19 protein-coding genes and 1 pseudogene are annotated in these 23,928 nt (G+C 56.7%); 11 read left to right on the top strand and 9 right to left on the bottom strand.

Features of this window, described 5'->3' with window-relative positions; all coding sequences use genetic code 11:
- Positions 1-21: 21 nt before the first annotated feature.
- Positions 22-630 (bottom strand): CPBP family intramembrane glutamic endopeptidase, encoded by a 609-nt coding sequence (locus H6F59_RS18465; protein ID WP_313887249.1) that lies wholly within the window; start codon positions 628-630, stop codon positions 22-24.
- 211 nt (positions 631-841) lie between these two features.
- Positions 842-3,013: a PAS domain-containing sensor histidine kinase gene (locus H6F59_RS18460; RefSeq protein WP_190703501.1), complete on the bottom strand. Its 2,172-nt coding sequence runs from the start codon at positions 3,011-3,013 to the stop codon at positions 842-844.
- Between the two features lie 217 nt (positions 3,014-3,230).
- Between H6F59_RS18460 and H6F59_RS18455 the strand changes: the two genes are divergently transcribed.
- The gene (locus tag H6F59_RS18455; protein WP_190521282.1) at positions 3,231-3,947 is read left to right on the top strand and encodes a response regulator transcription factor; all 717 of its coding nucleotides are present in this window, start codon (positions 3,231-3,233) and stop codon (positions 3,945-3,947) included.
- A 115-nt stretch (positions 3,948-4,062) separates the two neighbouring features.
- A complete protein-coding gene (locus tag H6F59_RS18450) occupies positions 4,063-4,458 on the top strand; it encodes a DUF2294 domain-containing protein (protein ID WP_190703498.1) in 396 nt (131 codons plus the stop codon).
- A gap of 12 nt (positions 4,459-4,470) precedes the next feature.
- Here H6F59_RS18450 and H6F59_RS18445 read toward each other — a convergent pair whose 3' ends face one another.
- Positions 4,471-4,899, bottom strand: coding sequence for a response regulator (locus H6F59_RS18445; RefSeq protein ID WP_313887248.1), 429 nt, complete (start codon positions 4,897-4,899; stop codon positions 4,471-4,473).
- A gap of 424 nt (positions 4,900-5,323) precedes the next feature.
- Between H6F59_RS18445 and H6F59_RS18440 the strand changes: the two genes are divergently transcribed.
- Together H6F59_RS18440 and H6F59_RS18435 are read left to right on the top strand one after the other, a co-directional pair.
- Positions 5,324-6,808: a TldD/PmbA family protein gene (locus H6F59_RS18440; protein WP_190703494.1), complete on the top strand. Its 1,485-nt coding sequence runs from the start codon at positions 5,324-5,326 to the stop codon at positions 6,806-6,808.
- A gap of 202 nt (positions 6,809-7,010) precedes the next feature.
- Complete coding sequence (locus H6F59_RS18435) at positions 7,011-8,354, top strand: TldD/PmbA family protein (RefSeq protein WP_190703489.1); 1,344 nt, start codon at positions 7,011-7,013, stop codon at positions 8,352-8,354.
- Between the two features lie 87 nt (positions 8,355-8,441).
- Here the strand turns inward: H6F59_RS18435 and H6F59_RS18430 are convergent, their stop codons facing one another.
- Entirely contained in the window at positions 8,442-9,002 is a 561-nt protein-coding gene (locus H6F59_RS18430) for a hypothetical protein (RefSeq protein ID WP_190703486.1), read from the bottom strand.
- A gap of 50 nt (positions 9,003-9,052) precedes the next feature.
- On the opposite strand from H6F59_RS18430, the gene H6F59_RS18425 reads away from it, so the two are divergent.
- The 3 genes from H6F59_RS18425 (at position 9,053) to guaA (ending at position 13,098) form a co-directional block, all read left to right on the top strand.
- Entirely contained in the window at positions 9,053-10,063 is a 1,011-nt protein-coding gene (locus H6F59_RS18425; RefSeq protein WP_206755220.1) for a hypothetical protein, read from the top strand.
- On the top strand, positions 10,060-11,184 hold the full coding sequence (cbiD, locus tag H6F59_RS18420; RefSeq protein ID WP_190703479.1) for a cobalt-precorrin-5B (C(1))-methyltransferase CbiD: 1,125 nt from the start codon (positions 10,060-10,062) through the stop codon (positions 11,182-11,184). The genes H6F59_RS18425 and cbiD overlap by 4 nt, the downstream gene beginning before the upstream one ends.
- A gap of 366 nt (positions 11,185-11,550) precedes the next feature.
- Entirely contained in the window at positions 11,551-13,098 is a 1,548-nt protein-coding gene (gene guaA / locus H6F59_RS18415) for a glutamine-hydrolyzing GMP synthase (protein WP_190704275.1), read from the top strand.
- Between the two features lie 41 nt (positions 13,099-13,139).
- Here the strand turns inward: guaA and H6F59_RS18410 are convergent, their stop codons facing one another.
- Positions 13,140-13,676: an AAA family ATPase gene (locus H6F59_RS18410; protein ID WP_190703476.1), complete on the bottom strand. Its 537-nt coding sequence runs from the start codon at positions 13,674-13,676 to the stop codon at positions 13,140-13,142.
- Positions 13,677-13,719: 43 nt separating this feature from the next.
- On the opposite strand from H6F59_RS18410, the gene H6F59_RS18405 reads away from it, so the two are divergent.
- Both H6F59_RS18405 and H6F59_RS18400 read left to right on the top strand, forming a co-directional pair.
- Positions 13,720-14,073, top strand: a complete 354-nt coding sequence (locus H6F59_RS18405; RefSeq protein ID WP_190703473.1) for a hypothetical protein — start codon at positions 13,720-13,722, stop codon at positions 14,071-14,073.
- Positions 14,074-14,075: 2 nt separating this feature from the next.
- The gene (locus H6F59_RS18400) at positions 14,076-14,486 is read left to right on the top strand and encodes an HNH endonuclease (protein ID WP_190703470.1); all 411 of its coding nucleotides are present in this window, start codon (positions 14,076-14,078) and stop codon (positions 14,484-14,486) included.
- 47 nt (positions 14,487-14,533) lie between these two features.
- On the opposite strand, the pseudogene H6F59_RS18395 reads toward H6F59_RS18400, so the two are convergent.
- The 3 genes and pseudogenes from H6F59_RS18395 to H6F59_RS18385 all read right to left on the bottom strand — a co-directional run bounded on the left by H6F59_RS18395 (position 14,534) and on the right by H6F59_RS18385 (position 20,563).
- A pseudogene (locus H6F59_RS18395) lies at positions 14,534-17,084 on the bottom strand (glycogen/starch/alpha-glucan phosphorylase).
- Positions 17,085-17,453: 369 nt separating this feature from the next.
- Positions 17,454-19,667 (bottom strand): S9 family peptidase, encoded by a 2,214-nt coding sequence (locus H6F59_RS18390; protein ID WP_190703467.1) that lies wholly within the window; start codon positions 19,665-19,667, stop codon positions 17,454-17,456.
- Positions 19,668-20,203: 536 nt separating this feature from the next.
- Complete coding sequence (locus H6F59_RS18385) at positions 20,204-20,563, bottom strand: hypothetical protein (protein WP_190703462.1); 360 nt, start codon at positions 20,561-20,563, stop codon at positions 20,204-20,206.
- Positions 20,564-21,640: 1,077 nt separating this feature from the next.
- Here H6F59_RS18385 and H6F59_RS18380 point away from each other — a divergent pair.
- Positions 21,641-21,925: a hypothetical protein gene (locus H6F59_RS18380; protein ID WP_190703459.1), complete on the top strand. Its 285-nt coding sequence runs from the start codon at positions 21,641-21,643 to the stop codon at positions 21,923-21,925.
- A gap of 168 nt (positions 21,926-22,093) precedes the next feature.
- The gene (locus H6F59_RS18375) at positions 22,094-22,546 is read left to right on the top strand and encodes a Uma2 family endonuclease (RefSeq protein ID WP_242021557.1); all 453 of its coding nucleotides are present in this window, start codon (positions 22,094-22,096) and stop codon (positions 22,544-22,546) included.
- A gap of 133 nt (positions 22,547-22,679) precedes the next feature.
- On the opposite strand, the gene H6F59_RS18370 is transcribed toward H6F59_RS18375, so the two are convergent.
- Positions 22,680-23,615: a hypothetical protein gene (locus tag H6F59_RS18370; RefSeq protein WP_190703455.1), complete on the bottom strand. Its 936-nt coding sequence runs from the start codon at positions 23,613-23,615 to the stop codon at positions 22,680-22,682.
- Between the last annotated feature and the right edge of the window lie 313 nt (positions 23,616-23,928).

Raw genomic sequence — 23,928 nt, 5'->3', positions numbered from 1 at the left:
CTTAGACCCCGAAATTCCAAATCACGCCGTCGTGCTCTGCTGCCGCAGCTTCCACACAACGCTAGAGACCAAATTTGTCACCGTATGGGCCACGATCGGCACTAGCAGGTTGCCCGTTAGCACTGCCCCGATCGCCAGCACCAGACCAATGGCCGTGGCCCACACCACGTAGGTCCACTGCTGCAAACTGCTCAGGTGCAGCACCCCAAAGCTGGCTGCCGACACAACAATGCCCAGGGTGTTCATGCCGATCGCGGGCAGCATCACCCCTCGAAACAGCAGTTCTTCGCTCAGTCCCGGCAGCAGCCCCAGCCAGATTATGTCGGGCCACTGCAAGGGTTGCAGCACCAGGGTCAGGTAGGTATCCGCACTCTGGCGGTAGGCGGGCCACAGACGATAAACCACGCCGCTGGCCACGGTGATCGCTAACCCCAATCCCACTCCCAGCAGACCATCGGTCCAAGTCAGCTGCACCGGCATCAGTTCTGCCGGGTCAAAGTACAGCCAGGCTTTAGAAATCAGCAGCAGCACCACCGCTGTTACGCCCATCGCCACCAGCACCTGCACTCGGGTCAGGGGCTCAAGCTGGGGATCGGGCTGTGGGTCTGGGCTAGGGGGCGGCTGGGTCACAGAGATCTCAACGCTGAGGGCATTGTTATCTTAACGAAGCGATCGCAGAAACTCGTTTTAATTGTCGGCGGCAAGACAGGCCGCCTAGAAGAACGCGGGAATCAAGGCAGGGTGAAGCTCGATCGCTGCTTACGGTTTCATTTTGCTGCACATAGGCGATCGCTGAATGGCTTCCTTTCGCTGTCACTAGCGCAGCTCAATCGCTACAGGGCTATGAGTTAGGGCCTGCCGGGTCTTCATTAACTTGGGCGGGCGGAGTTTTGATGAAGGGCCAGGTGAAGTAGAATGTCGTGCCTTCGCCCACGGCAGAAGTGAGCCACACGCGTCCATTTTCGGCTTCGACGATCTTTTTGACCACCGCTAGGCCGACGCCAGTGCTTTCGAAGTCGTCGCGGGCCTTGAGGGTTTGAAAAATGGTGAAAATTTTGTCGTGATATTGAGGAGCAATGCCGGGGCCGTCGTCAGCGATCGCAAACTCGAGCCATTGGCCCTGATCTTGCCAGGTAATGCGCACGGTGCCGCGATCGCCCTCTGGGCAAGCTTCGCCAGCGCAGTGGTGATGCTTGATGGCGTTGTTGATTAAGTTGGCAAACACCTGCCCTAGGGCCGTTTTGTGGCTATAGAGGGTGGGTAAATCGGTTGGCACCTCCACTCGAAACTGCTCCGGCGGATCGAGAGAATCGATCACGTTGTCTAGCAGCAGGTTCAGGTCTACGGCTACCATGCTGCGCTGGCGACGGCCCACCCGCGAGTATTCCAGCAGGCCGTTGATCAGAGCTTCCATCCGCTGGACGCGACTGCGCAACAGGTCGAGCTGACGGCGGTTTTCGGCCGGGATTTGCCCTTCTAAATCTTCGCCGATCCAGTCAGCCAAGTTAGAGATCGCCCGCAGCGGCGCCTTCAGATCGTGGGAAGCCACGTAGGCAAACTGGTCAAGCTCGGCGTTGCGCTGTTCTAGCATGGCGGTGGTGTGGGCCAGCATCAGGTTAGTGTTGGCCATCTCGTCAGCCCGGTGCAGGAGCTCTTCTTGGGCTGCCTTGCGGTCTTCAATATCTTCGACGATGGCAATGAAGGCTAAGGGGCGGTCGGCCTCATCGCTTTCGACCGATGCTGTAACCAATGTCCAAAGGGGAGTGCCATCCTTGCGGAGGTAGCGTTTCTCAAACTGGCAGGGAGTGTGCTCGGTGAGCAGCTGCTGGTAGTAATACTCATCTTGCTGGCGATCGGCTTCATAGGTGATCGATTGAAAGGAGCGATTGATTAACTCCTCGGGCCGATAGCCCAAAATATCGCAGAACTTTTGGTTCACCTGAATCCAATGCCCTTGCCAGTCAAGGCGGGCCATGCCCACGGCCGCCTGCTCAAAAACAGCCCGAAACCGCCGTTCACTGGCCTGCAAATCTAGCTCGGCCTGCTTAGCGACGGTGATATCTTGCACTACGCCTACCAGGCGCTGGGCGCGCCCATCTTTAACCGACACCACGCGACCATAGACGCTGACCCAGTGCCAGGTATCATCGGGCCAGTGCATGCGGTACTGCCCCACAAACTCGGTTTGGGTAGCGATCGCATCCTCCACCAACGCCTGGATTCTCGGCAAATCCTCCGGGTGCACCCGTTCAGCCCAAACCTCGGCGGTGTGGGAGACCGTGCCGGGCTCAAAGCCCATAATGCGCTCAGTCTGCGGCGACCAGACTTGAATGTTGGTGTCGAGCTGCCAATCCCAGGAGCCCATCTGGGCGGCGCTGAGGGCCAGATTGAGGCGCTCCGCCGTCTCCTGCAGGTTGGTAGTAGTGCTTTGCAGGGTAATGCGGGCCTGGCGCTCTTGCTCTAGCAACGTTTCGATCTGCTGCTTCGCCTCTTCGAGCTGGGCTGTACGACGCTGCACCCGGTCTTCTAGGGTCTGGTTGAGCTGGCGCACCTCTTGCTCAGCGGTGCGCAGGCTGGCTTCGGCCTGCTTGCGATCGCCAATTTCATCCTGCAGCGCCCGGTTCATATCCATGAGCTGCGTGGCGTTGGGCAGGGCCAGGGCCGACGGCAGCCGAGGCACCAACTCCATCGCCGTGGCCAGCGACACCAGTGCCGTCAGCGCCTTCATCGTCCCCGACACCCAATAGGTGGGAAACCACAGCGTCCACACCGCGAGCAGGTGGGTAGCACCGCAGGCCGCAATAAAGGTCGCAAACAGCCAAAACAATGGCCTAAAGGGAACATCGGGCCGCCGCTTTACAAAATAAACCAGGGCTCCCGCAATCATCCAGTACGACAGCGCAATCAGCGCGTCTGACAGCAGGTGCAGCCACACCAGGCCAGGCTGCCACAGATAGCAGTGCCCGTGGGGAATGTAGGGCCCCGATAGCAAAGACTGCCAGTACTCAACCATGGCTCTATCCCTATCGTGAGAAGTATTGATTTCGCAGGAGATTTTGACCCATAACCCTTTGGTAGAGCAAAGTCTGTCTGGGGATATAGACCTTGCGTAACCTAGGTCTGCCCAAGGGTATGTGCTGATGCCCTATAGTTAGTCCATAATCATGGCACCCTGGGCGATGACGAGCCGCCCACAACCGTTTCTAATGCCTCGTTTAGGAGGCCATCTAATGACAGACATTCGCATTGTACTCATTGAAGACCACGACCTTACTCGACTAGGCCTCAAGGCAGCCCTGCAGCGGGTGCCTGACATGACGGTTGTGGGTGAAGCCGCCAACGGTGCTCGCGGGTTGAGCCTGCTTGAGACCGAGCGCCCTGATATCGCCATCGTCGATATTGGCCTGCCCGACATCGATGGCATTGAGCTAGTAGAGCGACTGCGCCAGAACCAGAGCGGCCTTGAGGGCAACCCCACCCGTGTGCTGATGCTCACCATGCACGATAGCGAAGCCGCAGTTATGGCTGCCTTTGCTGCCGGCGCCGATTCCTACTGTATGAAGCAGACCGAGCTTGACGACCTAATTGTGGCGGTGCGTGAAACCCACGAGGGAAATTCCTGGATTGACCCTGCTGTGGCCAGTGTGGTGCTGCGCCAGGTGCGCAAAACCCCCGCAGGGGCCATGGCCATCGGCAACCGCACTGTCTCCATTGAGGCGATCGAGCCTGAATTTGAGCAAATTCTAGAATCCTACCCGCTGACTGAGCGTGAGCTAGAAATTCTAGAGCTGATTGTGGGTGGGTGCAGCAATGCTGAGATTGCTGAGCGCTCCTACATCACCGTTGGCACGGTTAAGACCCACGTGCGCAGCATTCTCAACAAGTTAGGAGTAGACGATCGCACTAAGGCTGCCGTGCGCGCCTTGCGATCAGGGCTTGTAACCTAGGTAGCGCTCTGGGTATGTCCGGTGCCAAGCAAACTGAGCCCTGCTTCAATAGTTTCACAGTTGGCTATACCCTTGAAGCAGGGCCTATAGTCGACTGTCAACTTTAAAGCGTTCTATGGACACCACTCCTTCCACTTTGCTGCCAACGGCCGGTCAGATTCAGCGTCACTTAACTCAGCAATTCCAGCGGCTCTACCGCGAACAGCTCAATCATGCCATCGGCAAAATCACCTGCCAGCTGATTGATGACAAGCTGCTGCTAGTGTTCGAAGATTCGGTCACTAAGCCTGAACAGCTTCTGGTCGAAACCGGAGATACAGCCCTCGCCGAACAGGTGCGGGCTGACCTATCGATGGCTCTTCGCCCTCAGATTATTGAAATTACTGAGCAGGCCCTCGATCGCAAAGTGGTCGACATCATGACCGACGCAACCCTGGAGACAGGGCGCACCGGCATCGTCATCATTTTGTCTGGCCCGCCAGAGATTCGTCCCGCTGCTAAGGCGTCTTAGCCTTAGCCCTGCTCAGCCAACGGGCTGTCCTAAACCGATAAAGCGACCGACGAGCTGTTCGACAGATTTCACCAAAAAGGGTTTGCTGATGTAGTCGTCGAACCCAGCCGCTAAGATCTTGTGTCGGTTGTCGCTACCCGCTAGAGCAGTCACGGCGACCACCGGAATGTTTTGGGTGTTGTCGTCGGCTCGCAGCTGACGCAGTAAGCTGTAGCCATCTACCTCAGGCAGATGGATATCGGACAATATCAGGGTGGGATGATGTTGCTGAGCCGCTGCCAGAGCGGCAAAACCATCGGCCACAAAGCAGGCCTGGCAAGAGAGCTGCTCTAGTATGTAGGCCATTAGCGTCAGGCTATCGTCGTCGTCATCGACAACTAGCACCAGGGGTACTTGAGACTGCACAGGGTTTGACACGGGAGCTGTTGTTTGCAAAACCACAGGACTATCTCCTTGTTGGGGCCTAAGGGTGCAGGCTAGTCGACACTAGAAGCTGCTAGAGAGGCATTCCGCCCGTGGTCAACAGAGCACGTAAGGGATTGGCTTTGTGAGTGAGGATTTTGAGGTCTGCCCAAAACTCTAGCCTACAAAAGCTGGAGGCAAGGTGTAACAGAGCCGCGAAAAACAAAAAACTTTTGTTTTTCTTAATCTTTGAGCTATCTTAGCACAGCCATTTTATGGTTACAGCTTTCAACAATATTTAATTTTTCGGCAACAGAGGTTAACAGTTGATCTAGACTGTCGAGCCAGCATTGCTGCGCACTGCCCGTCTGCAGGCAGTCCTGCTCGGCCTCAATTCGGCAGGTTTGTTAGACTATGAAGGTTCCAACGGGACGATCCCTCACCCCACCAAGGATTCACTGGCATGACGGTTGCACCCTTCCCAACCCCGCTGCTTAAGACTAATGACCTACTTCAGCGGGATTATGCCGCCCCTCGCGATCGCTTCGACAGCGCCTGGGAGGCTACCCTATCGACCCTGCTTGGGCTAGGTCGCGCCGCTGGGGCCGACTTTGTTGAGTTTTTCCTAGAGCGCAACAACTACATTAGCTGCCAGGCCGAAGACGACGCTATCACTAGCCTATCGCCCCGCTTGGTGACCGGTGCCGGGGTGCGCGTGTTTCGTGGCCAAGCCGACTGTTATGTCAGCACCAACGACCTCACCTTCAATGGCCTCAAGGCTGCCCTCGACAAAGCCCTCGCCATTATGGGGCTCACCCTACCTGGCCCCCACACCAACCTGGCCGAAATTAACTTAGAGTTGCTGCGCGACTACGCTACCGCCAAAGGCAAAGACGACTGGCTGAGCCAGTGCAGCTCAATGCAGGAAATGGGCGACGTGCTGCTGGCCGCCAACGGTGCCTTGGGCCAAAAGGCCAATCATGTGCAGTCACGCCGCGCCGTCTACTTCCGCGACTGGCAGGAGGTGCTGGTGGCCGCCAGCGACGGTACCTTTGCCCGCGACATTCGCCTCACCCAGTCGGTGGGCTATAACCTACTGTGCGCCGACGGCGAGCATCGCTCCTCCATCGGCCAGCGGGCGGGCGATACCAGCGACCCGGCCTTTTTGCGCCAGTGGGATTACACCACCGCCGCCGCCGATGTGGCTGAATCTGCTGGCAAGATGCTCTATGCCGACTACGTCGAGTCAGGCAGCTATCCAGTGATTATGGCCAACAAGTTTGGCGGCGTGATCTTCCACGAAGCCTGTGGACACCTGCTGGAGACCACCCAAATTGAGCGGGGCACTACCCCCTTCATCGACAAAAAAGGCCAAAAGATCGCCCACGAAAGTCTTACCGCTTGGGATGAAGGGCTGACGACTGACGCCTTTGGCACCATTGACATGGATGATGAGGGCATGCCCGCCCAGCGCACCCTGCTGATTGAGAACGGCATTCTGAAGAACTTTTTGAGCGATCGCGCTGGCTCCATGCGCACCGGCCATCCCCGCACCGGCAGCGGTCGTCGTCAGGGCTTTACCTATGCTGCCGCCAGCCGGATGCGCAATACATACATCGCCCCTGGCGATTACTCGCTGGATGAGCTGTTCGCTTCAGTCGAGAAAGGCATTTACTGCAAGCAGATGGGCGGCGGCAGCGTTGGCCCTACCGGCCAGTTTAACTTTTCTGTCTCTGAGGCTTACTTAATTGAGAACGGCAAAGTCACCAAACCTCTCAAGGGCGCGACTCTGATCGGCGAAGCCACCGAGATCATGGACAAGATCTCTATGTGCTCCAATGACCTAGATCTGGCGGCAGGCTTCTGCGGCTCCATCAGCGGCAGCATCTACGTCACCGTAGGTCAGCCGCACCTCAAGGTTGACTCGATCACCGTCGGCGGACGCTAGAAGATGATGAGGATGGTGAGGGAATAAGGAGATGAGGAAGTAAACCCTCTGCTCCTCTAAGCGAACTGAACCCTCAGTCTTTTTCAAAAGACTATCTCAGCTGGAAAACCTGCGGCGATCGCAGCTCTCCCCCACCCCCTCATCCTCTCTACCTCCCCAACCCATCCACCCCCTACCCCTCACCCATCCACCCCCTACCCCCATGCCCACCATCCAAGACATCGCCGCCTACGCCGAGTCGAGCGCGAAGAAGCTCGGCATTGTTAAATACGACGTGTACGGGTCTTCTGTAGACGAAACCAGCGTGCAGGTTGATAAGGGCGACCCCAAGCAGGTCAAGGCCTCGAACCGCTCCAGCGTGATTGTGCGGGTGTGGAACCCGGACGGCAAGGTGGGGGTGACCTCCACCAGCGACGTCGACCCGCTGGGCATGGATTTGGCGCTGCAAACGGCCCAGGAAGCAAGCGCCTTTGGAGTCGATGACCACATTCCCGACTTTAGCCCTGAAGCCGTTGCTCCCACTGCCGATGTGCAGGTGGAAACGGTGCCGCCAGCCCCGGTGGGAGACTTAATTTCGACCCTGGTCGATGCCGAGAAGCAGTTGTTAGCGGCCCACCCGGCGATCGCCAGCGTGCCCTATAATGGCCTATCTCAGCGCAGCATCGATCGCTTTTACCTCAACAGCGCTGGGGCGCTGCGCCAGGAGGCCCGCTCCTACGCCTCGCTGTATCTCTATAGCAAAACCGAACAGGAGGGCCGCAAACCTCGCTCTGCCGGGGCCATGCGGGTAAACCGGGGCCTGCCTCTGCTCGATATTGAGGGCTGCCTGAAGGAAGCCACGGAAAAAACCATCAGCCACCTCGACTACAACAAAGTGACCTCGGGTAAGTACCGGGTGGTGTTTTCTGGGGAAGCATTTTTGAGTCTGCTGGGGGCGTTCTCAAACCTGTATAACGCTCAGAGCGTGCTGGATAACCGCAGCCTGTCCACGGTAAATTCGCTGGGGACGGTGGTGGCGTCGCCGCTGCTGTCGGTGTACGACGATGCCCTGCACCCCGAGAATGTCAGCGCCGAAACCTTTGACGGCGAGGGCACCCCCACTCGGCGGGTGCCGATTATTGAGCAGGGTGTGCTGACTCAGTTTTTGCACAGCGCGGGCACGGCCAAGCGCATGGGGGCTAGCCCTACGGGCCACGCCAGCATTGGCGCGAAGGTTTCCGTTGGCCCCAGCTATTACCAGGTGTTGCCAGGGGTCGAAGCCTCGACTGAGTTCAGCCTGGCAACTGCCGAGAACGTGATTTTCATCGACGACTTGCAGGCGCTCCACGCCGGGGTCAATGCGCTGCAGGGATCATTCTCGCTGCCCTTTGATGGGTGGTTGGTGAATGGGGGCGATCGCACCAGCATTGAGTCGGCCACCGTAGCGGGGGACTTCCGCGAGCTGCTCAAGGCGATCGTTCACATCGAGCCCGAGGCCGAAATTACCCCCGGCGGTCTGTGCCCGCGCATCTGGGTTGATGCGCTGTCAATCACGGGAGAGGGGTAAATCAGGGTTGAAGGTCTAAGGTGTTGGGTACAAGGTTTAGGTCATTCCTTGGACCCGACACCTTGCACCTGTTCACCGTTTCCCGGATCAGGCCACCCAGTTTTGCACGCCCGCCTGCACCAGGCCAATGCCCACCTGCACCAGGGTAAAGCCCGTACCCGCTAGCAGGGCCGCTTTGACCAGGCCAATGTTGAGCCCGGCGCGGACAGCGGCGATCGCCCCCAGCAGTGTCCATCCCGCTAGGGCCAGCGTGATCGGTCGCCCCAACAGCGGAATCACTGTCAGTAGATTCAGCACCTGTGGGGTGTAGGCAAACCCTACCGCGATCGACAATTCTCGGTAGGGAGGCGTGGTTGGTGCTAGATAGGTGTTGATCTTCCAAAGCGCGTAGGTCCAAAAATAGTACCCAGCCAACACAGTCAGGCTGTTGATCAACACCCCAGCCACCAGCTGCGGCAGAGAAGGGCGGTAAAGCAGTAAAATGAGGCCGCTGCCCAACCCGTGGGAGAGGGCGGCGAGCCCAACAATGCCCTGGGCAAACCGTGCCGCTTTTAGGTAGCGGTGGCTGTGCTCATAAAAGTCTTGGTTTAGCGTTAGGGCATCGGCTAGCACCCGCCGTAGCCCCCTGCTTGTCTGCCGCTGGCCCATAGAATGTGTCCGTTATCGCCTGGCCCAGTCTACCCCTGGGGCCGCTACCAATGAAATCTCTGCTGCAAACTCTGATATCGCGATCGCTGGGCGACACCAGTAAGCTGTTGGCTGCCCTGGGAATATTCTTCTTGGCCTGGGGAACAATCTCTCCGATTAGCACCCTGTCCTGGTGGCTGCGGGATGGCAACGGCCTGGCCGAGCAGCGCCCCAGCCTGCCTGATGGAACCACGACGACCGAGGGAGGAGCACAGTGCTATTTAGTATTTTTGGCTGGGGTGGGCAATGTCGCCGATGTTGACCTCGACCCAGGGGAAGAGGCCTTTTTGAACCAGATGGCGGCAGCGGTGCCTGGCTGCGTTGTGGTGCGAGGGGTGTTTCCCTACTCGGCAGTGAGTGACAATGTCGGTAGTCAGCCTCTCTTTCGCTGGCTGTGGCAGCTCAGCGAGCGCCCCGGCCAGGAAGACAGCCTGGCCCGCCTGGTGATTAAAATTCGCAACCTGTGGCGGCTAGCTCTCTCCGCCGATAACCGCTACGGACAGGCCTATAACCGGGGGGCGGCGGCCACCATTCTAGAGCGTATGGCAGCAACAGAGGCCGTTTCTCTGGAGAGCGAGGAACCCATTCAGCTGGTGCTGGCGGGCACTAGCGGTGGAGCCCAGGTCGCCCTTGGGGCAGCTCCTTATCTCAAAGAGTGGCTGTCGGTTGAGGTCACGGTGCTCTCCTTTGGTGGTGTCTTTGACGGTGAGGAGGGCTTTGACTCAATTGAGCAGGTCTACCACTTCCACGGTCAGGGCGATCGCATTGATAACCTGGGGCTGATTTTGTTTCCCTCGCGCTGGGGTTGGACGGTGGGCTCGCCCTATAACCGAGCGCTACGGGCCGGCAAGTATGAGGCGATCGCTAGCGGCCCCCACGCCCACGACGGCGATCGCGGCTACTTTGGCCAAGACCCCGTAGAGGGTAGCGTCAGCAAAGGCACCACCTACCTCGACCTTACCCTAGAGCAGGTTCAGGCCCTCCCCCTCTGGCCCACCTCGACGACCGACGGTGCGCCATGAATTCTGCTTTGTCCTCTCCCCGCTCTGGCTATACGCTGCCAGTATTTGCCTGCGCTGGGGCAGTGGCTGCCCTACGGCAACTGGTGGATAGTCGCGATCGACCCCAGCTCATCACCCTCGATCTGCTCAATCCGCCCCGTCCCGCTGACATCCCCATTGCTCAGCTCGCCCCCCTCCCCGATGGCTCAGTATTAGCTATTACCCACAGCGATCCCGGCGACAATTTAGATCTCACCCGCCATACCCCACTCTGGTCTGTGGTGGCCTGGGGGGATGACGATCAGACTGACCCCATTCAGCTAGAGGGGGGCGAGGGCATCGGCAGACAGCGCGATCGAGATGGGGCACCAGCCATCTATCGCTACGCCCAAGCGTTAATTACCCACCACTTAACCCCCCTACTGCCGCCAGGAAAGACCCTCCGCGTCACGGTTATCTTGCCCGAGGGTCGCGCCCTGGCAGAACGCACTTCCAATGCTGCCTTTGGGGTAGTAGAAGGGCTTTCGCTGCTCGGTACCGCCGGTATCTCTGAACCTCTCAGCGCACCAGGGCAGCTCGATCAATCGAGAGAAATCCTGCGGGACAAGGCTGCTCAGCACGCTTACCTGGTGTTTTGCCTGGGCGAAAACGGGCTGGATCTGGCGGTGAAGCTGGGGATCAACCCTGATTGCCGGGTGAAAACCGCCAACTGGCTAGGGCCAATGCTGGTGGAGGCAGGGCAGCTGGGGGTGGCTGGGGTGCTGCTGCTGGGGTATCACGGCAAGCTAATCAAGCTGGCCGGGGGGATCTTTCACACCCACCACCACGTTGCCGACGGTCGTCAAGAGATCTTCGCCGCCTGCTGCGCTGGGCAGGATGTGCCGCTGCCCACAATTCAAGAGATTCTCAACGCCAAAACGGTGGAGGCCGGACTAGAAATTTTGAGAGGGCAGGATGGCGAGCTGGTCCAGCGTGTCTATCAGCACATGGTAGAGCGCATTGACGAGCGGGCTGCTACCTACGTCCATGCCCACACAGGCAGCTCTCTAACGGTGGGGTCAATGGTGTTTGATCGCCAGCGGCAGATCGTGGCTAGAAGCGATCGCAGCCAGACTCTGTTCAATCAAGTTTTGATAGACTAGAAGGAATATTTTTTTACAAAAATCCTATAGCAGTCTTTTACTTATCTATTCCTTTTGCCGTGCTCGGGCAAGGCGCGGCTGCCATTTTTAGACGTTTCTTACCCCAAAAGCATTCAGGGTTATTGAGTTTAGTTGTCTCAGAGCCAAGCCAACCTTGGCTTGGTAATCCGTCTCACCCCAGCATTTGTAGAATGCGTATCCTATGGCATCCTTAGGTACCCTCAACTTTTTAGGCCAGTAGACGCCTAACCCTGATCGCACCGCACTCGAATTCACTATCACCTGCAGGATTAACCAATCGTGACCCTTCAAACCGAATCCACTGCTGACATTGGGGAAGCCTCGCTCCCAGATCTCAACCGCCAAATGCTGGTGATTCTAGACTTTGGCTCTCAATACTCTGAGTTGATCGCTCGTCGCATTCGCGAAACCGAGGTGTACTCGGAGGTGCTCTCCTACCGCACCACTGCCGAGCAGCTTAAGCAGCTCAACCCCAAGGGTATTATTTTCTCCGGTGGGCCCAACTCGGTATACGACAACGGCGCCCCCCACTGCGACCCCGCCATTTGGGATATGGGCATTCCGGTGCTAGGGGTGTGCTACGGCATGCAGCTGATGGTGCAGCAGCTCGGCGGTCAGGTCGAGCGCGCCGAGCGGGGCGAGTATGGCAAGGCCGATCTCTTCATCGATGACCCCACCGACCTGCTCACCAACGTTGAAGACGCCACCACTATGTGGATGAGCCACGGCGACTCGGTGACTCGCCTCCCCGATGGCTTTGAGGTGCTGGCCCACACCCACAACACCCCCTGCGCCGCTGTCGCTGACCACGCTCGCAAGCTCTACGGGGTGCAGTTTCACCCCGAGGTGGTGCACTCGAAAGGGGGCATTGCCCTGATTCGCAACTTTGTGTACCACATTTGCGAGTGTCAGCCCACCTGGACCACCGAAGCTTTTGTGGAAGACGCCATTCGCGAAGTGCGGGCGCGGGTAGGAGACAAGCGCGTGCTGCTGGCCCTCTCGGGTGGGGTAGACTCGTCGACCCTGGCCTTTTTGCTGCACCAGGCGATCGGCGACCAGCTCACCTGCATGTTTATCGACCAGGGCTTCATGCGCAAAGATGAGCCCGAGCGTTTGGTGAAGCTGTTTGCCGAGCAGTTTCACATTCCGGTGATTCACGTTAAAGCGCGCGATCGCTTCCTTGCTCAGGTCGAAGGCGTCACTGACCCCGAAGTCAAACGCAAGCGCATCGGCCACGAGTTCATCCGCGTGTTTGAAGAAGAGTCGAAGCGCCTCGGTCCCTTCGACTACCTCGCTCAGGGTACGCTATACCCAGACGTGATTGAGTCCGCCGATACCAATGTGGACCCCAAAACCGGGGAGCGGGTGGCAGTGAAAATCAAGAGCCACCACAACGTCGGCGGTCTGCCCAAGGACCTGCAATTCAAGCTGGTGGAACCCCTGCGCAAGCTGTTCAAAGATGAAGTGCGCAAGGTGGGCCGCTCTATTGGTCTGCCCGAGGAGATCGTGCGTCGTCAACCCTTCCCCGGTCCTGGCTTGGCGATTCGCATCATCGGCGAAATCACCAAAGAGCGGCTGGAGATTCTCCGCAATGCCGACTTTGTGGTGCGCGACGAGATCGCCAAGCAGGGCCTGTACCACGACTTTTGGCAGGCCTTTGCGGTGCTGCTGCCGGTGCGCAGCGTGGGCGTGATGGGTGACCAGCGCACCTACGCCTACCCGATTGTGCTGCGCCTAGTCAGCAGTGAAGACGGCATGACCGCCGACTGGTCGCGGGTGCCCTACGACCTGCTAGAGACAATCTCAAACCGCATTGTCAACGAGGTGGAAGGGGTTAACCGGGTCGTTTACGACATCACCTCGAAGCCGCCTGGCACCATCGAGTGGGAGTAGGCTCTAAATTTGCTGTGGGCCAGACCAACGGATTGTCTGGCTCACAGCAAATGTTGCTCACAGGAGAATAGCCATTGCTCGGCTGCTTTGGGCGATCGCAGATGCACGGTAGATAGATGAGCATATTCCGATTGCTGAAACAGGACGGGATACTGCTTACGCTTCTTCCAGTAGGTGCGCAATAGCCAGACCAGAATTGAGTCGCGGCTGAAAAACGACTGTCGAAACGTCTCTCGATTGCCGTTCCAGAGTTCTTCTTGGTAGAGCGATCGCCGCCAAGTGCGCCGCAAAAGTCGCCGCAACACCAGCCCGAACGGGTAATCCAGCAATACGACCGTGTCGGCTCTTTGCCAAACAATGTCGCGCACAGCGCTGTAGTTGCCGTCTACGACCCAGCGATCGCCGCTCAACGCCAACCTCACCCGATCGCGAAAGACTTGAGGCTCCGCAGGTGTCCAATTTGGCTCCCACTGCAAGGCATCTAGCTCAATATGGGGAATCAGGCAGCGCTGGGCCACCCGCCGCGCTAGAGTTGTCTTACCCGAGCCGGTAGTGCCAACGATAGCTATTCGTCTCATACCACTATCCATCGTGCTGTAGTGCTCATACCTCTAACCTGCCATGGCGCAAATCACCATTGAAATCCCTGATGATCTAGCCCATCGGCTTGAGCAGTTTCAATCTCAACTACCAGAGGTGCTAGAGCTTGGCTTACAAGAGTTTCAGTCTCAGCAGCGTTCCTCTAATTTTCTTGACGAGCAAGACATTATTGCCCTGCTGGCTAGTCAACCGACCCCAGACCAAATTTTAGCCCTGCGCCCCTCCCTAAAGTTTCAAGAGCGGGTCAGCGAGCTGTTGGCCGAGAGCAAAGCTGGGACACTTTCTGCTAAGGGTGAAGTCGAATTAGAGCGCTATTTGACCCTAGAGCACCTGGTGCGCCTTGCTAAGACCCACGCCCTGGCACAGCTACAGTAGCCATGGGGACGTACGTATCTGCGGCCCTGAGAAAACAGGTAACTGATCGGGCGGGCGATCGCTGTGAATACTGCCGCTTTCCCCAAAGCGTCACCCTACTTGCCTTCGAGATGGAGCACATCATCGCTGAAAAGCACGGTGGCAGAACTTCTTTAGAGAATCTTGCCTTAGCCTGTCCCTACTGCAACCGGGCTAAAGGCACCGATCTCGGCTCTATTGATCCAGAGACAAATCAACTCACTCCTTTTTTCAACCCCAGAACTCAGAACTGGCGAGAGCACTTTAAGTTGGATGGAGCCACGATTGTTCCGCAAACAGCAGCAGGCAGAGTCACGGTTTTTATTCTCCAATTTAATCACCCCGATCGCATGCAAGAGCGTAAAGGGTTGATTGCGGCTGGTCATTATTCTTAAACCACTACTCCCCTTAAACGACAGTCAGTTTAGCGATTTTGGCAACGTTAGCTCAGCTTGCAGGTGAGCTTGCCGTCAGATTCCCCACCGATTTCGCCGTAGTCCACCAGGCCGACGGGGAAGGGGTTGACTTTCCAGATGTCGCTGCAATATTCGGCGATGGAACGATCGCTCGAAAAGCCTCCCATCCGCACCGAGTTGAGAATCGCCATGCGTGTCCAGCTGTCGGCATCGCTGTAGGCACGACCCACCGTCTCTTGGCAGTCAATGTAGGCCTGGTAGTCAGCCAGCAGCATGAACGGATCGTGGTATAGCAGCTTGTCGAGCAGGGGCTTAAACAGATCGCCATCGCCGTGGGAGAAGTGGCCGGAGGCAATCAGGTCGATCGCATCCTTGAGCATGGGGTGGCGGTGGTAGTAGCTGTAGGGATCGTAGCCTTCGGTTTTGAGTGCCACCACTTCGGGAGCGGTGAGGCCAAAGAGAAAGAAGTTCTCAGCGCCGACGGCGTCGCGAATTTCCACGTTGGCCCCGTCGAGAGTGCCGATGGTGAGCGCTCCATTCATGGCAAACTTCATGTTGCCGGTGCCCGAGGCCTCAAAGCCTGCGGTGGAAATCTGCTCAGAAAGGTCTGAGGCCGGGTAAATGCGCTGGCTGTTGGTGACGTTGTAGTTAGGTAAGAAGATCACCTTGATCTGGTTGCGCAGGTCGGGGTCGCGGTTGACCATGTCGCCCACGGCGGTGATCAGCTTAATCATCAGCTTGGCCATGTGATAGCCAGGGGCCGCCTTACCGCTAAATAGAAACGTACGCGGCGTGATCTCCAGATTAGGGTTCTGCTTTAGCTGGCTGTAGAGGGTAACGATGTGCAGCACGTTGAGGTGCTGACGCTTGTACTCGTGGATGCGTTTCACCTGCACATCAAACAGTGAGGCGGGGTCAACTAAAATGCCGTGCTGACTGTGGATGCGGCTGGCCAGATCGCGCTTGACGGCCTGCTTGATCGCCCGCCACTCGGCTCGGAAACCGGCATCGTCGGCCAGGGGTTCGATCGCCTTGAGTTCATCCAGGTGCTTGATCCAGCGATCGCCAATTCGGCTAGTGATTAAGGTACTCAACCGTGGATTGCTGAGCACCATCCAACGGCGGGGAGTGACACCGTTGGTCTTGTTGCAAAACTTTTCGGGGAAGAGTTCGTAGAAGTCGCGCAGCACAGTTTCTTTGAGCAGCTCGCTGTGAAGGGCGGCGACACCGTTGATGGTGTGGCTGCTGACGCAGGCCAGATTAGCCATGCGCACGTAGCGCTCCCCAGATTCGTCAATCAGCGACATGCGGGCCAACCGCTCCGCATCCTTGGGAAACTTCATCCGCACCAGGTCAAGGAAGCGGTTATTGATCTCGTAGATAATCTGCAAATGGCGGGGCAGCAGCTGGCCAAACAGGTTGACGGGCCACTTTTCTAGCGCTTCGGGCAGCAGGGTGTGGTTGGTGTAGGCCAGGGTCTTTTGGGTAATTTCCCAGGCTAGGCTCCAGTCGAGGCCGTGCTCGTCGAGCAGCAGGCGCATGAGTTCGGGAGCGGCGATCGCCGGGTGGGTGTCATTCAGCTGAATGGCAAACTTTTCGTGGAACTGCTCCACGGCCATACCCTGCCCTTTCAAAATGCGAAACATGTCTTGCAGAGAACAGGAGACAAAGAAAAATTGCTGCTCTAGACGCAGCTGCTTGCCGGCAGTTTTTTCGTCGTTGGGGTAGAGCACCTTGGAGATGTTTTCTGAGGCGACTTTTTGCTCGACCGCGCCGTAGTAATTGCCCTGGCTAAACACTGCAAAGTCAAAGGATTCGATCGCCTCGGCTTTCCACAGGCGCAGGGTATTGGCAGTGTTGACCTGGTAACCCAAAATCGGCGTGTCGTAGGGCACGCCCAGCACCTCGCGATCGGGCACCCAGCGCACCCGGTAACGCTCTTTGTCGTCGGTGTAGGTTTCGGTGTAGCCGCCCAACTTGACTTCCACCGACCACTCAGGCCGCACCACCTCCCAGGGGTTGCCGTAGCGCAGCCACTTGTCGGTGCGCTCGACCCGCCAGCCGTCGCGCAGGTCTTGCTCAAAAATGCCGAACTCATAGCGAATGCCGTAGCCTACAGAAGGCACCTCCAGCGACGCTAGAGAATCGAGGTAGCAGGCCGCCAGCCGTCCCAGTCCGCCATTCCCCAAACCTGGCTCCTCCTCCTGGGCCAGCAGTTTGTTAAAGTCGAGGCCCAGCTCTTCCATGGCCTGCCTAGCCGGCTCGTAGAGGCCCGTTGATCAGGTTGTTACCTGTCGGCGGACCCATCAAAAACTCCGCCGACAGGTAACAGACTGTGCGGGCGCGGTGCTGGGTGTAGCTCTCGGCGGTGCCATTCCAGCGGTGCAGCATGCGATCGCGCACCAAATACGCCAGGGCCATGTAGTAATCGTGCTGGGTGGCCAGCGACACCGGCTTGCCTTGCACATAAAACAGATTGTTGAGAAACGCCCGCTTAATGCTCTCGATATCGGTAGCGGTGCGCTCTTTGTCTAAAGCGGTGGATACAGCAACGTCTACGGGGGAAGGAGTATCCATAGGTGATCGATCCTGGGTCAGGGTGTAGTGAGTGACTCTATTGATCAAATGAAACTAGGCGATCGCACAGTGTGGCCTAGGGCACGATTTAACCTTAGTTTAAGAATGGCGAAATCTATTGCAAAAGAAAGAAAAAGGCAGATCGAAAAGCAAAAAGCGCTCGATAGGTTTGAATTCTTATCGTTTTGGGCTGGGACACCTATACCTCCTCGCCGTAGCGAGCGTCGACTTTAGAGGGCGTTTGAAAAGTGAATCGCCGTAGCTCTAGTCACCGGCTGATCCCCCCCTGCCCCCCTTTTTGAGGGGGGCAGGGGGGATCTCCACTTTCGTTACAAGAAATAGGACTTTTCAAACATCCTCTTAGCCGTCTCAGCGCCCCATCACATACTGGTCGAACCACCGGAACTGCTCCCAGAGCACGTGCTCTACACTCTCCCTGGCCCGATAGCCGTGATCCTCAAAGGGCAGCAGCACCAGCCGGGTCGTGCCTCCCGCACCGCGCACGGCTTCATAGAAGACCTGGGACTGAAACGGAGGCGTGCCAGGGTTGGAGTCGTCATCACCGTGAATGATGAGAACCGGATCGTTGATCTGGTCAGCGAAGAAGGTCGGTGAGAGCTGAACGTAAACATCCCTTGCTTCAAAGAGAGGGCGACGCTCGGCCTGGAAGCCAAAGGGCTGGTTCGTTTTGTTGTAGGAGCCGCTGCGGGCGATGCCGGCTCGAAACAGATCGGTATGCGCCAAGAGGTTGGCCACCATCAGCCCGCCGTGGCTGTGGCCGATAACGCCGATGCGTTCAGGATCGGCCACGCCGATTTCGACGGCCTTCGCTACGGCAGCTTCCGCATCAGCCACCAGTTGAGGGATGAAGGCGTCGTAGGCGGTCTCCGGATCGCCGAGGATCGGCATGGCGGTTTGGTCGAGTACGGCGTACCCCTGGAGTAGGAAGTAAAGGTGGGAGGCTCCGTATAGGCGCATGAAGCGCTGGGTTGAGCCGCTAACCTGTCCGGCGGTAGCGGCCCCGGAGTATTCCATGGGATAGGCATAGAGCACCGTGGGCAGCGGTGTGCCCTCCTGGTATCCGGGGGGCAGATATAGGTGAAAGCTGAGCGGAACGCCGTCGTTGCGCTCGTAGCGCACAATGCGTTTCTCGATCGCGCGCAGCTGGGGGGTGGCGTCTTCGAACTGCGTGATGGGTTGGCGCGTCAGGGCGCGGGTGGCTTCGCCCTCAGCCGCCTCGATGGGCTGGCTAAAGGTGGCCAGATGGTAGTTGGGCACATCTACAGCCGACTCAGAGCGCAACACGACGCGATTTTCGCCGTCGGCGAAGGCCACCACGTACTCGTAGCGATCGGGCGCGCAGCGGAACAGGCGCTCAGTCTTCCCAGTAACTAGATGGCGCAGGTCGAGGAACGGTCGATCGCCCTCGTCAGTCGCACCGCTGCCGCTGAAGTAGACCGCATCTCCCTGCTGGCGCAGCACCTGACGACCGTTGGGCAAGGTGCGAAACATCGGAAAGCCCGGACTGCCGTAGCGATCGCCCTCGTCCAAATCGAACCACAGGCGCGATGTGCCGTTGTCTACATCCAGCAGCCAGACGTAGCGCCAGCGGCGGATGCGCTCGCGCTGGGTGAGCATCAGCATGCTGCCGTCCGCCCCCCAACCACAGCGCTGGGGCTGAATGCGGTGCTCGGCCTTGAAAACGACTTCGGGCTCCGCTGTGAAGGGAGCCTCTAGACGCATGAGGCGATCGCGATGAGGTACTTCAGCCACAGGGTTGCCACCATCCAGCGCTTCAACCCAAAAGAGCGTATGGGGCGCAGTGGAACGCCAGGCCACTGAGCGGGGACCAATGGGCACGCCGTGGGCCGGGACTGCGTCGGCTACGGGCAGAGACGCGATCGTGGCGACAAACTTGCCGTGGTCATTCCACACTTCAATTTCGCTGGCGAAGCGCCACCAGGCCACCTCGTGAGACCAGGGACCAATTAGACGCTTGACGAGCAGATATTCACCGGACGGTGAGAACTTTGCCTTGGTGTAAAGAGCCGGGGCACCGATGACATCTACCTGGCCAGTGGCCGGGTCAACGATCGCCAGCTCAGAAGTGGCGTAATACTCGAAGAGGGCATCGTCATGGGCTGTCTCTAGCAGGTTGCGGGCCTCGTAGGTCGATCGGGATGAGGCCCCGGCTCCTTCCATAATTTCTGGACCCAGCGGTGTAGCTGGCGGCTCAGGCGCTGGTCCCCGTGACGGGATGCGGCGAACCAGCAGGCGATTCTGATCGGGTAGCCAGCTTACGGCGCTGCCCAGTAGTGGGTTGAGCGCTAGCCCCTCAATTTCGGCTACGTCGCCTGCCACCGAGCCGACCCACAGCCTGAGGCGATCGCTATGCCTGACGGTGAGCGCAAAGCGTTGGCCATCTGCCGTCCATTTCACCGCAAAAATTTCGGTCTCTTCGGGCAGGTCGAGCTGAGTTGTGGCTCCATTCTCGACTTGCACTAAGCGAGGGCAGGTTCCCCCGTGGCGGCCATGGTGATCGTTGAGCAGGGGGTTGAGCCGGATGCCGGCCAGCTTGTGCATGGGCGCAGCCAGTTCGGCTAAGGGGGGGGTAGAGCACCGGATCGGCAAGGAGCAAATGCGCTCCCCCTGGTGCTGTCCACACGTAGGGGAGTTGCGGAGCGTGGAGCACCTCTAGTACGTCTTTGGGGGGAGACTGCCACCCGGTTGCCGACTTGAGATGGTGATCCAATGCCCCTACGCTTGTTGCTGTCATAAGTGCTGCCGTTATTGATCCAAAACTGTTGGCTCAACCTGAGTTTGGGATAAGCCAAGCATGGCATACGCGGCGTCTCTGTTTCTTGACTCTGAAGTCCCTCTTTCTAAATCCCCTCTCTCAGCTCCTTTCCCCTAGCCCCTCTCCCTAAATCCCTCTCCCTCAGGGAGAGGGACTTTGAGTATGTCTGGCTCCCCTCTCCCTTAGGGAGAGGGGCTGGGGGAGAGGGAGAGGGGCTGGGGGTGAGAGAGGACTGCTGAGAGACTACCCATCAAAAAAAGCCCGTGGGGGAAAACCCACGGGCTAGTCATCAGGGGGAAACGAATCACAGAACGCTGGCGAATTAGGCGCTGCGGCGGCGGGGGCGCTTGCGTTCTGACTTTTTCTTGTAGCCGATGGCTTGGGCGGCGTTGCTGTCGGGGCCAAATTGAGCCCGCACGGCTTCTTTCATGCCCAGAATTGAGTTGTGAAATTCCCATTCGGCCTGGCGGGCGGCATCGCTGGCGGCTTTGGCCATGGCTTGCAGCTCGGTTTCTTTTTGCTGCATGGCTAGCATGGTGTTGAAATTAGCTTTGAGCTCTTCAGGCGACGCATCGGTGCGGACGGGGAGATAGCCGGCGACGGTGCCGAGGCCGTTGAGAGAGTCGATGTCGTTGCTAATGGTTTTAGCGGGTAGCCGACGGGTGATGTTGACGACGGGCATGGTGATACACCTTGGGTAATGGTTTATATACGGGCACGATCAAATAGCCTCAGTAGATCACAAACATGCTTTCTTGCCGTAATTCAGCCCTCTCCCCCAGCCCCTCTCCTTCCTGGGAGAGGGGCTGGGGGAGAGGGCTGCGGGGACTTTGTGATCTACTGAGCCTGCCTGAGGAAAGTTCAGGAATGGTGACGGAGGTTTGGGGGAGCGACGAAGGTCAGGGCAGGCGACGGAAGACACGGTTGGGGCGAGGCGTTGTTTCGTCTATTGCCAAGATTGCCCGGTGTAAAAAGCCGATCGCAGCCTAAATTTGAAAGATTGTGACCCAACACCAGCGGTTTTGATAAAGCCTGGATGAATGTTGCAGTGGGTCGAAGCGAGTTTTGGCCCAACAATCACGATGCAGTGTGGGAATGAGTGATTCGCTGCTATGACAGAAGCATTGTGCATTGAGCAGGTAAGCGTGCAGCGGGCGACAATTCGAAGTTGCTCTATGACAGAAGCATTGTGTATTGACTACTTAAACAATTGCGCGATCGCAGCAGCATTGTCGCACCGCAACTTAAGATGTTGCCGCCTAACAATCGAATGTTGCGTCGCTGCACTAAGGCATTGCAGTCTGACAATCGAATGTTGCGCCGCTGCACTAAAGCATTGCGGCCTCACACTCAAGGATGCAGCTCTGACACTAAAGCGGAGGGGTGCTGCAATAGGCGATCGCACCAGCGCAGGGGAAGGTGTTTAACGTGCTGACTCAATGATCACCCCCACGGAACGAGAGGGCAGCGAATACTGAGCCAGTGTTTCGGGCTCTGTAGCGATTTTGACTTGATTTAGAGATCTGAATAGGGTAATTTACTCAGCTAAGGCTGTGTGAGTGCAGTCTGAGCTTCCCAAAAATTTGGTCTAACGCCACTGGAAGGTGCTACCAACACCAACCAGCGGCTAACCCCGTCGACAGGAGTCGCTGTCTCGGAGGCTAAGGAGATTTTACCTGGCCGTCCTGAACTGCACATGTCTGGGGCGGCCAAGTTTTTGGGTTTCTTCCCCGTTGTTTCATCGGCAAGGAACCCGATTATGTTGTGTTTGCCATATTTAGTGTCGTCGTCCCAGAACCGGGAGGCGACCAGTCCGCTGCTGCTATCAAATCCATCTGCCCAGCCGGGGCGCGAGCGATTGCGCCATCTGGTGCTCGGCTCGCCCGAGGGCGTGCAGGGGGCCATTAACCACCTGCATCTGCTGAACTACGCCGAGTGCCTAGAGTGGAGCCGCCTATTTACCATCCCCGCCTCCGGGATTTTGATTACCCCAGAGCAGGGAGAGGTGTTTAGCTACCTACTGCGCTATCGACAGTTGAGTTAAGCCCACAAGAGGTCAGGTGCTTTTTGGGCAACCTAATCGATTGGTCATTACCTTAAAAGGCACCTGACCCCTGACGCTTTTGCGACACCCACACATTCATCGAGTGGCATTAAGCGAGACAAAACCCCTGTGCCACAATGAGAGCAAGCGTCACCCATACTTACCCCTATGACTGCTGCCACAGACCTGCGATCGCTGAGCGTGCAAGACTGTCACCGCATGGTAGCAGCGGGGATTTTGGCGGCAGATGAACGGGTGGAATTGATTGAGGGGCAACTCTATACGATGGCAGCTAAGGGAACGGCCCACAGCGCAGCGGTCACACGCATCGATCAGGTGTTGTCGCGGCTGTTGGCGGGGCGGGCGCTGTTGCGGTTTCAAGACCCGGTGCAGCTGAGTGACTTTTCTGAGCCTCAGCCGGATGTAGCGGTGGTGCAATTAGACCCGCTGGATTACGAAGATCATCACCCCACGCCGAGGGAAATCTTTTTGCTGATTGAGGTGGCCGACAGTACGCTGCGGTGCGATTGCGATCTAAAGGTGCCGTTGTATGGGCGATCGGGCATTGCCGAATACTGGATTTTAGATGTGCAGGAGCGCTGTCTGTACGTATTTCGGTAGCCAGAGGCAGAGGGGTATGGGATGGAGCAAAAGCTCTATGAGGGAGATGCGATCGCACACCTAGCGTTTCCCAATTGCGAGATTACTGTGCAAGAGTTTTTGCGATCGGGCAAATAGCGATAAGGTTCTCAGTTTACTCTTCTTCTTGACTTGAACCTGGCAAAAGTTTAGGCTGCTTCCCTTCTAAGTAAAGGTTTTTCTCTTTCTTTATTTTCTCCACTACCTCTCCTATAGCCTCTTCAAAAGATTCTTTCCTAGATAATGCATCTTCAATCACTGTACTAATTCGTTCAAAATCTTCTGTCTTCGGTTGAAGATATCTTTCGGTAATATCTATAGAGCTTACGATTGTGCTTAGAATCGGCTCAAGATATGTTGCATTTACTTGTGCTATAACCGATAGAGTTGCAAATATTGAAAATACACTTATAAAAAGCGGATTTCGCTTATCTGAATCTTTTTCTAAGCCGCCTTTATCTCGAATAGTAATCTCTCCAATAAAAGCGTCAGAAGTAGATTTTATGCCATCTAAGCCAGATACAGAATAGTTTTCTATATCCCATATAAGTTCGTTTATTTTTTTGAGCAGAAAGCGTCTTAAGTCCACTGATAGATCAGAATTTATGATTTCTTCTTTTATTCTGGTTAGCCTGTCAACTAACTGAGCTAACATCTCCTTGCTGAGAACAGCTTTAGTATGCTCTTGACTAACACTAGCTGAAAGCATCGCCAAATGGCTAAGAACGTACTTTGAGTCAATCCAGCCCTTTAAGGATTTGACTCTTAAATCCCAAATGTTTGAAGACAAAATAAACTTGTTTAGGTCATCAATAATTACCAGAGATTCATGGGGGCTAATTGCTCTTGCCGAGGTTTTAACTGTTTTCCTGGCATCCCCTACAAGGGTAATGAAACTTGTAATTGCTTGGGCAAATCCGTCATCGCTGCCAGAAAGTCCCATACTCTTAGCAAGAGGAACCGTTAGTCTATCATCTTGCGCAGTATGCTCTCCAATAACTATTAAGATTTGATGCAGTCTAGCAACTGGATTATTTCTTTCTAAGGACATGCGTTCTATGTTTGAGGGTATTGCCAAAAGATATTGATCGAATTTTATTTCTTTGTCTCAATATTATTATGTGATAGCTCTATAGATTAAGTAAACAAAGTAGAAGCCTTTTTAGATTGAGGAAATACTGATGAATTTAGAAAATACTGAAATTTTGAATTATTCCCCAAAGATAGTCTGGTGCGCTTTAGTAGTGGGTTATATCAAGTCCGTTTATTTAGGCATAGTTAAGCGCCTCTATCCACCAGTGAAAGCCGGTTAGTCCTTGGATGAACCTAGGGCGGTTCAGCAGAACTTGACAGCGCTGAGTGAC

It is taken from the genome of Nodosilinea sp. FACHB-141 (genome assembly GCF_014696135.1).
GTDB lineage: Bacteria > Cyanobacteriota > Cyanobacteriia > Phormidesmidales > Phormidesmidaceae > Nodosilinea.
The sequence above is the reverse complement of the archived record's forward strand: the minus strand, read 5'-3'. Positions and strand labels throughout refer to the sequence as shown.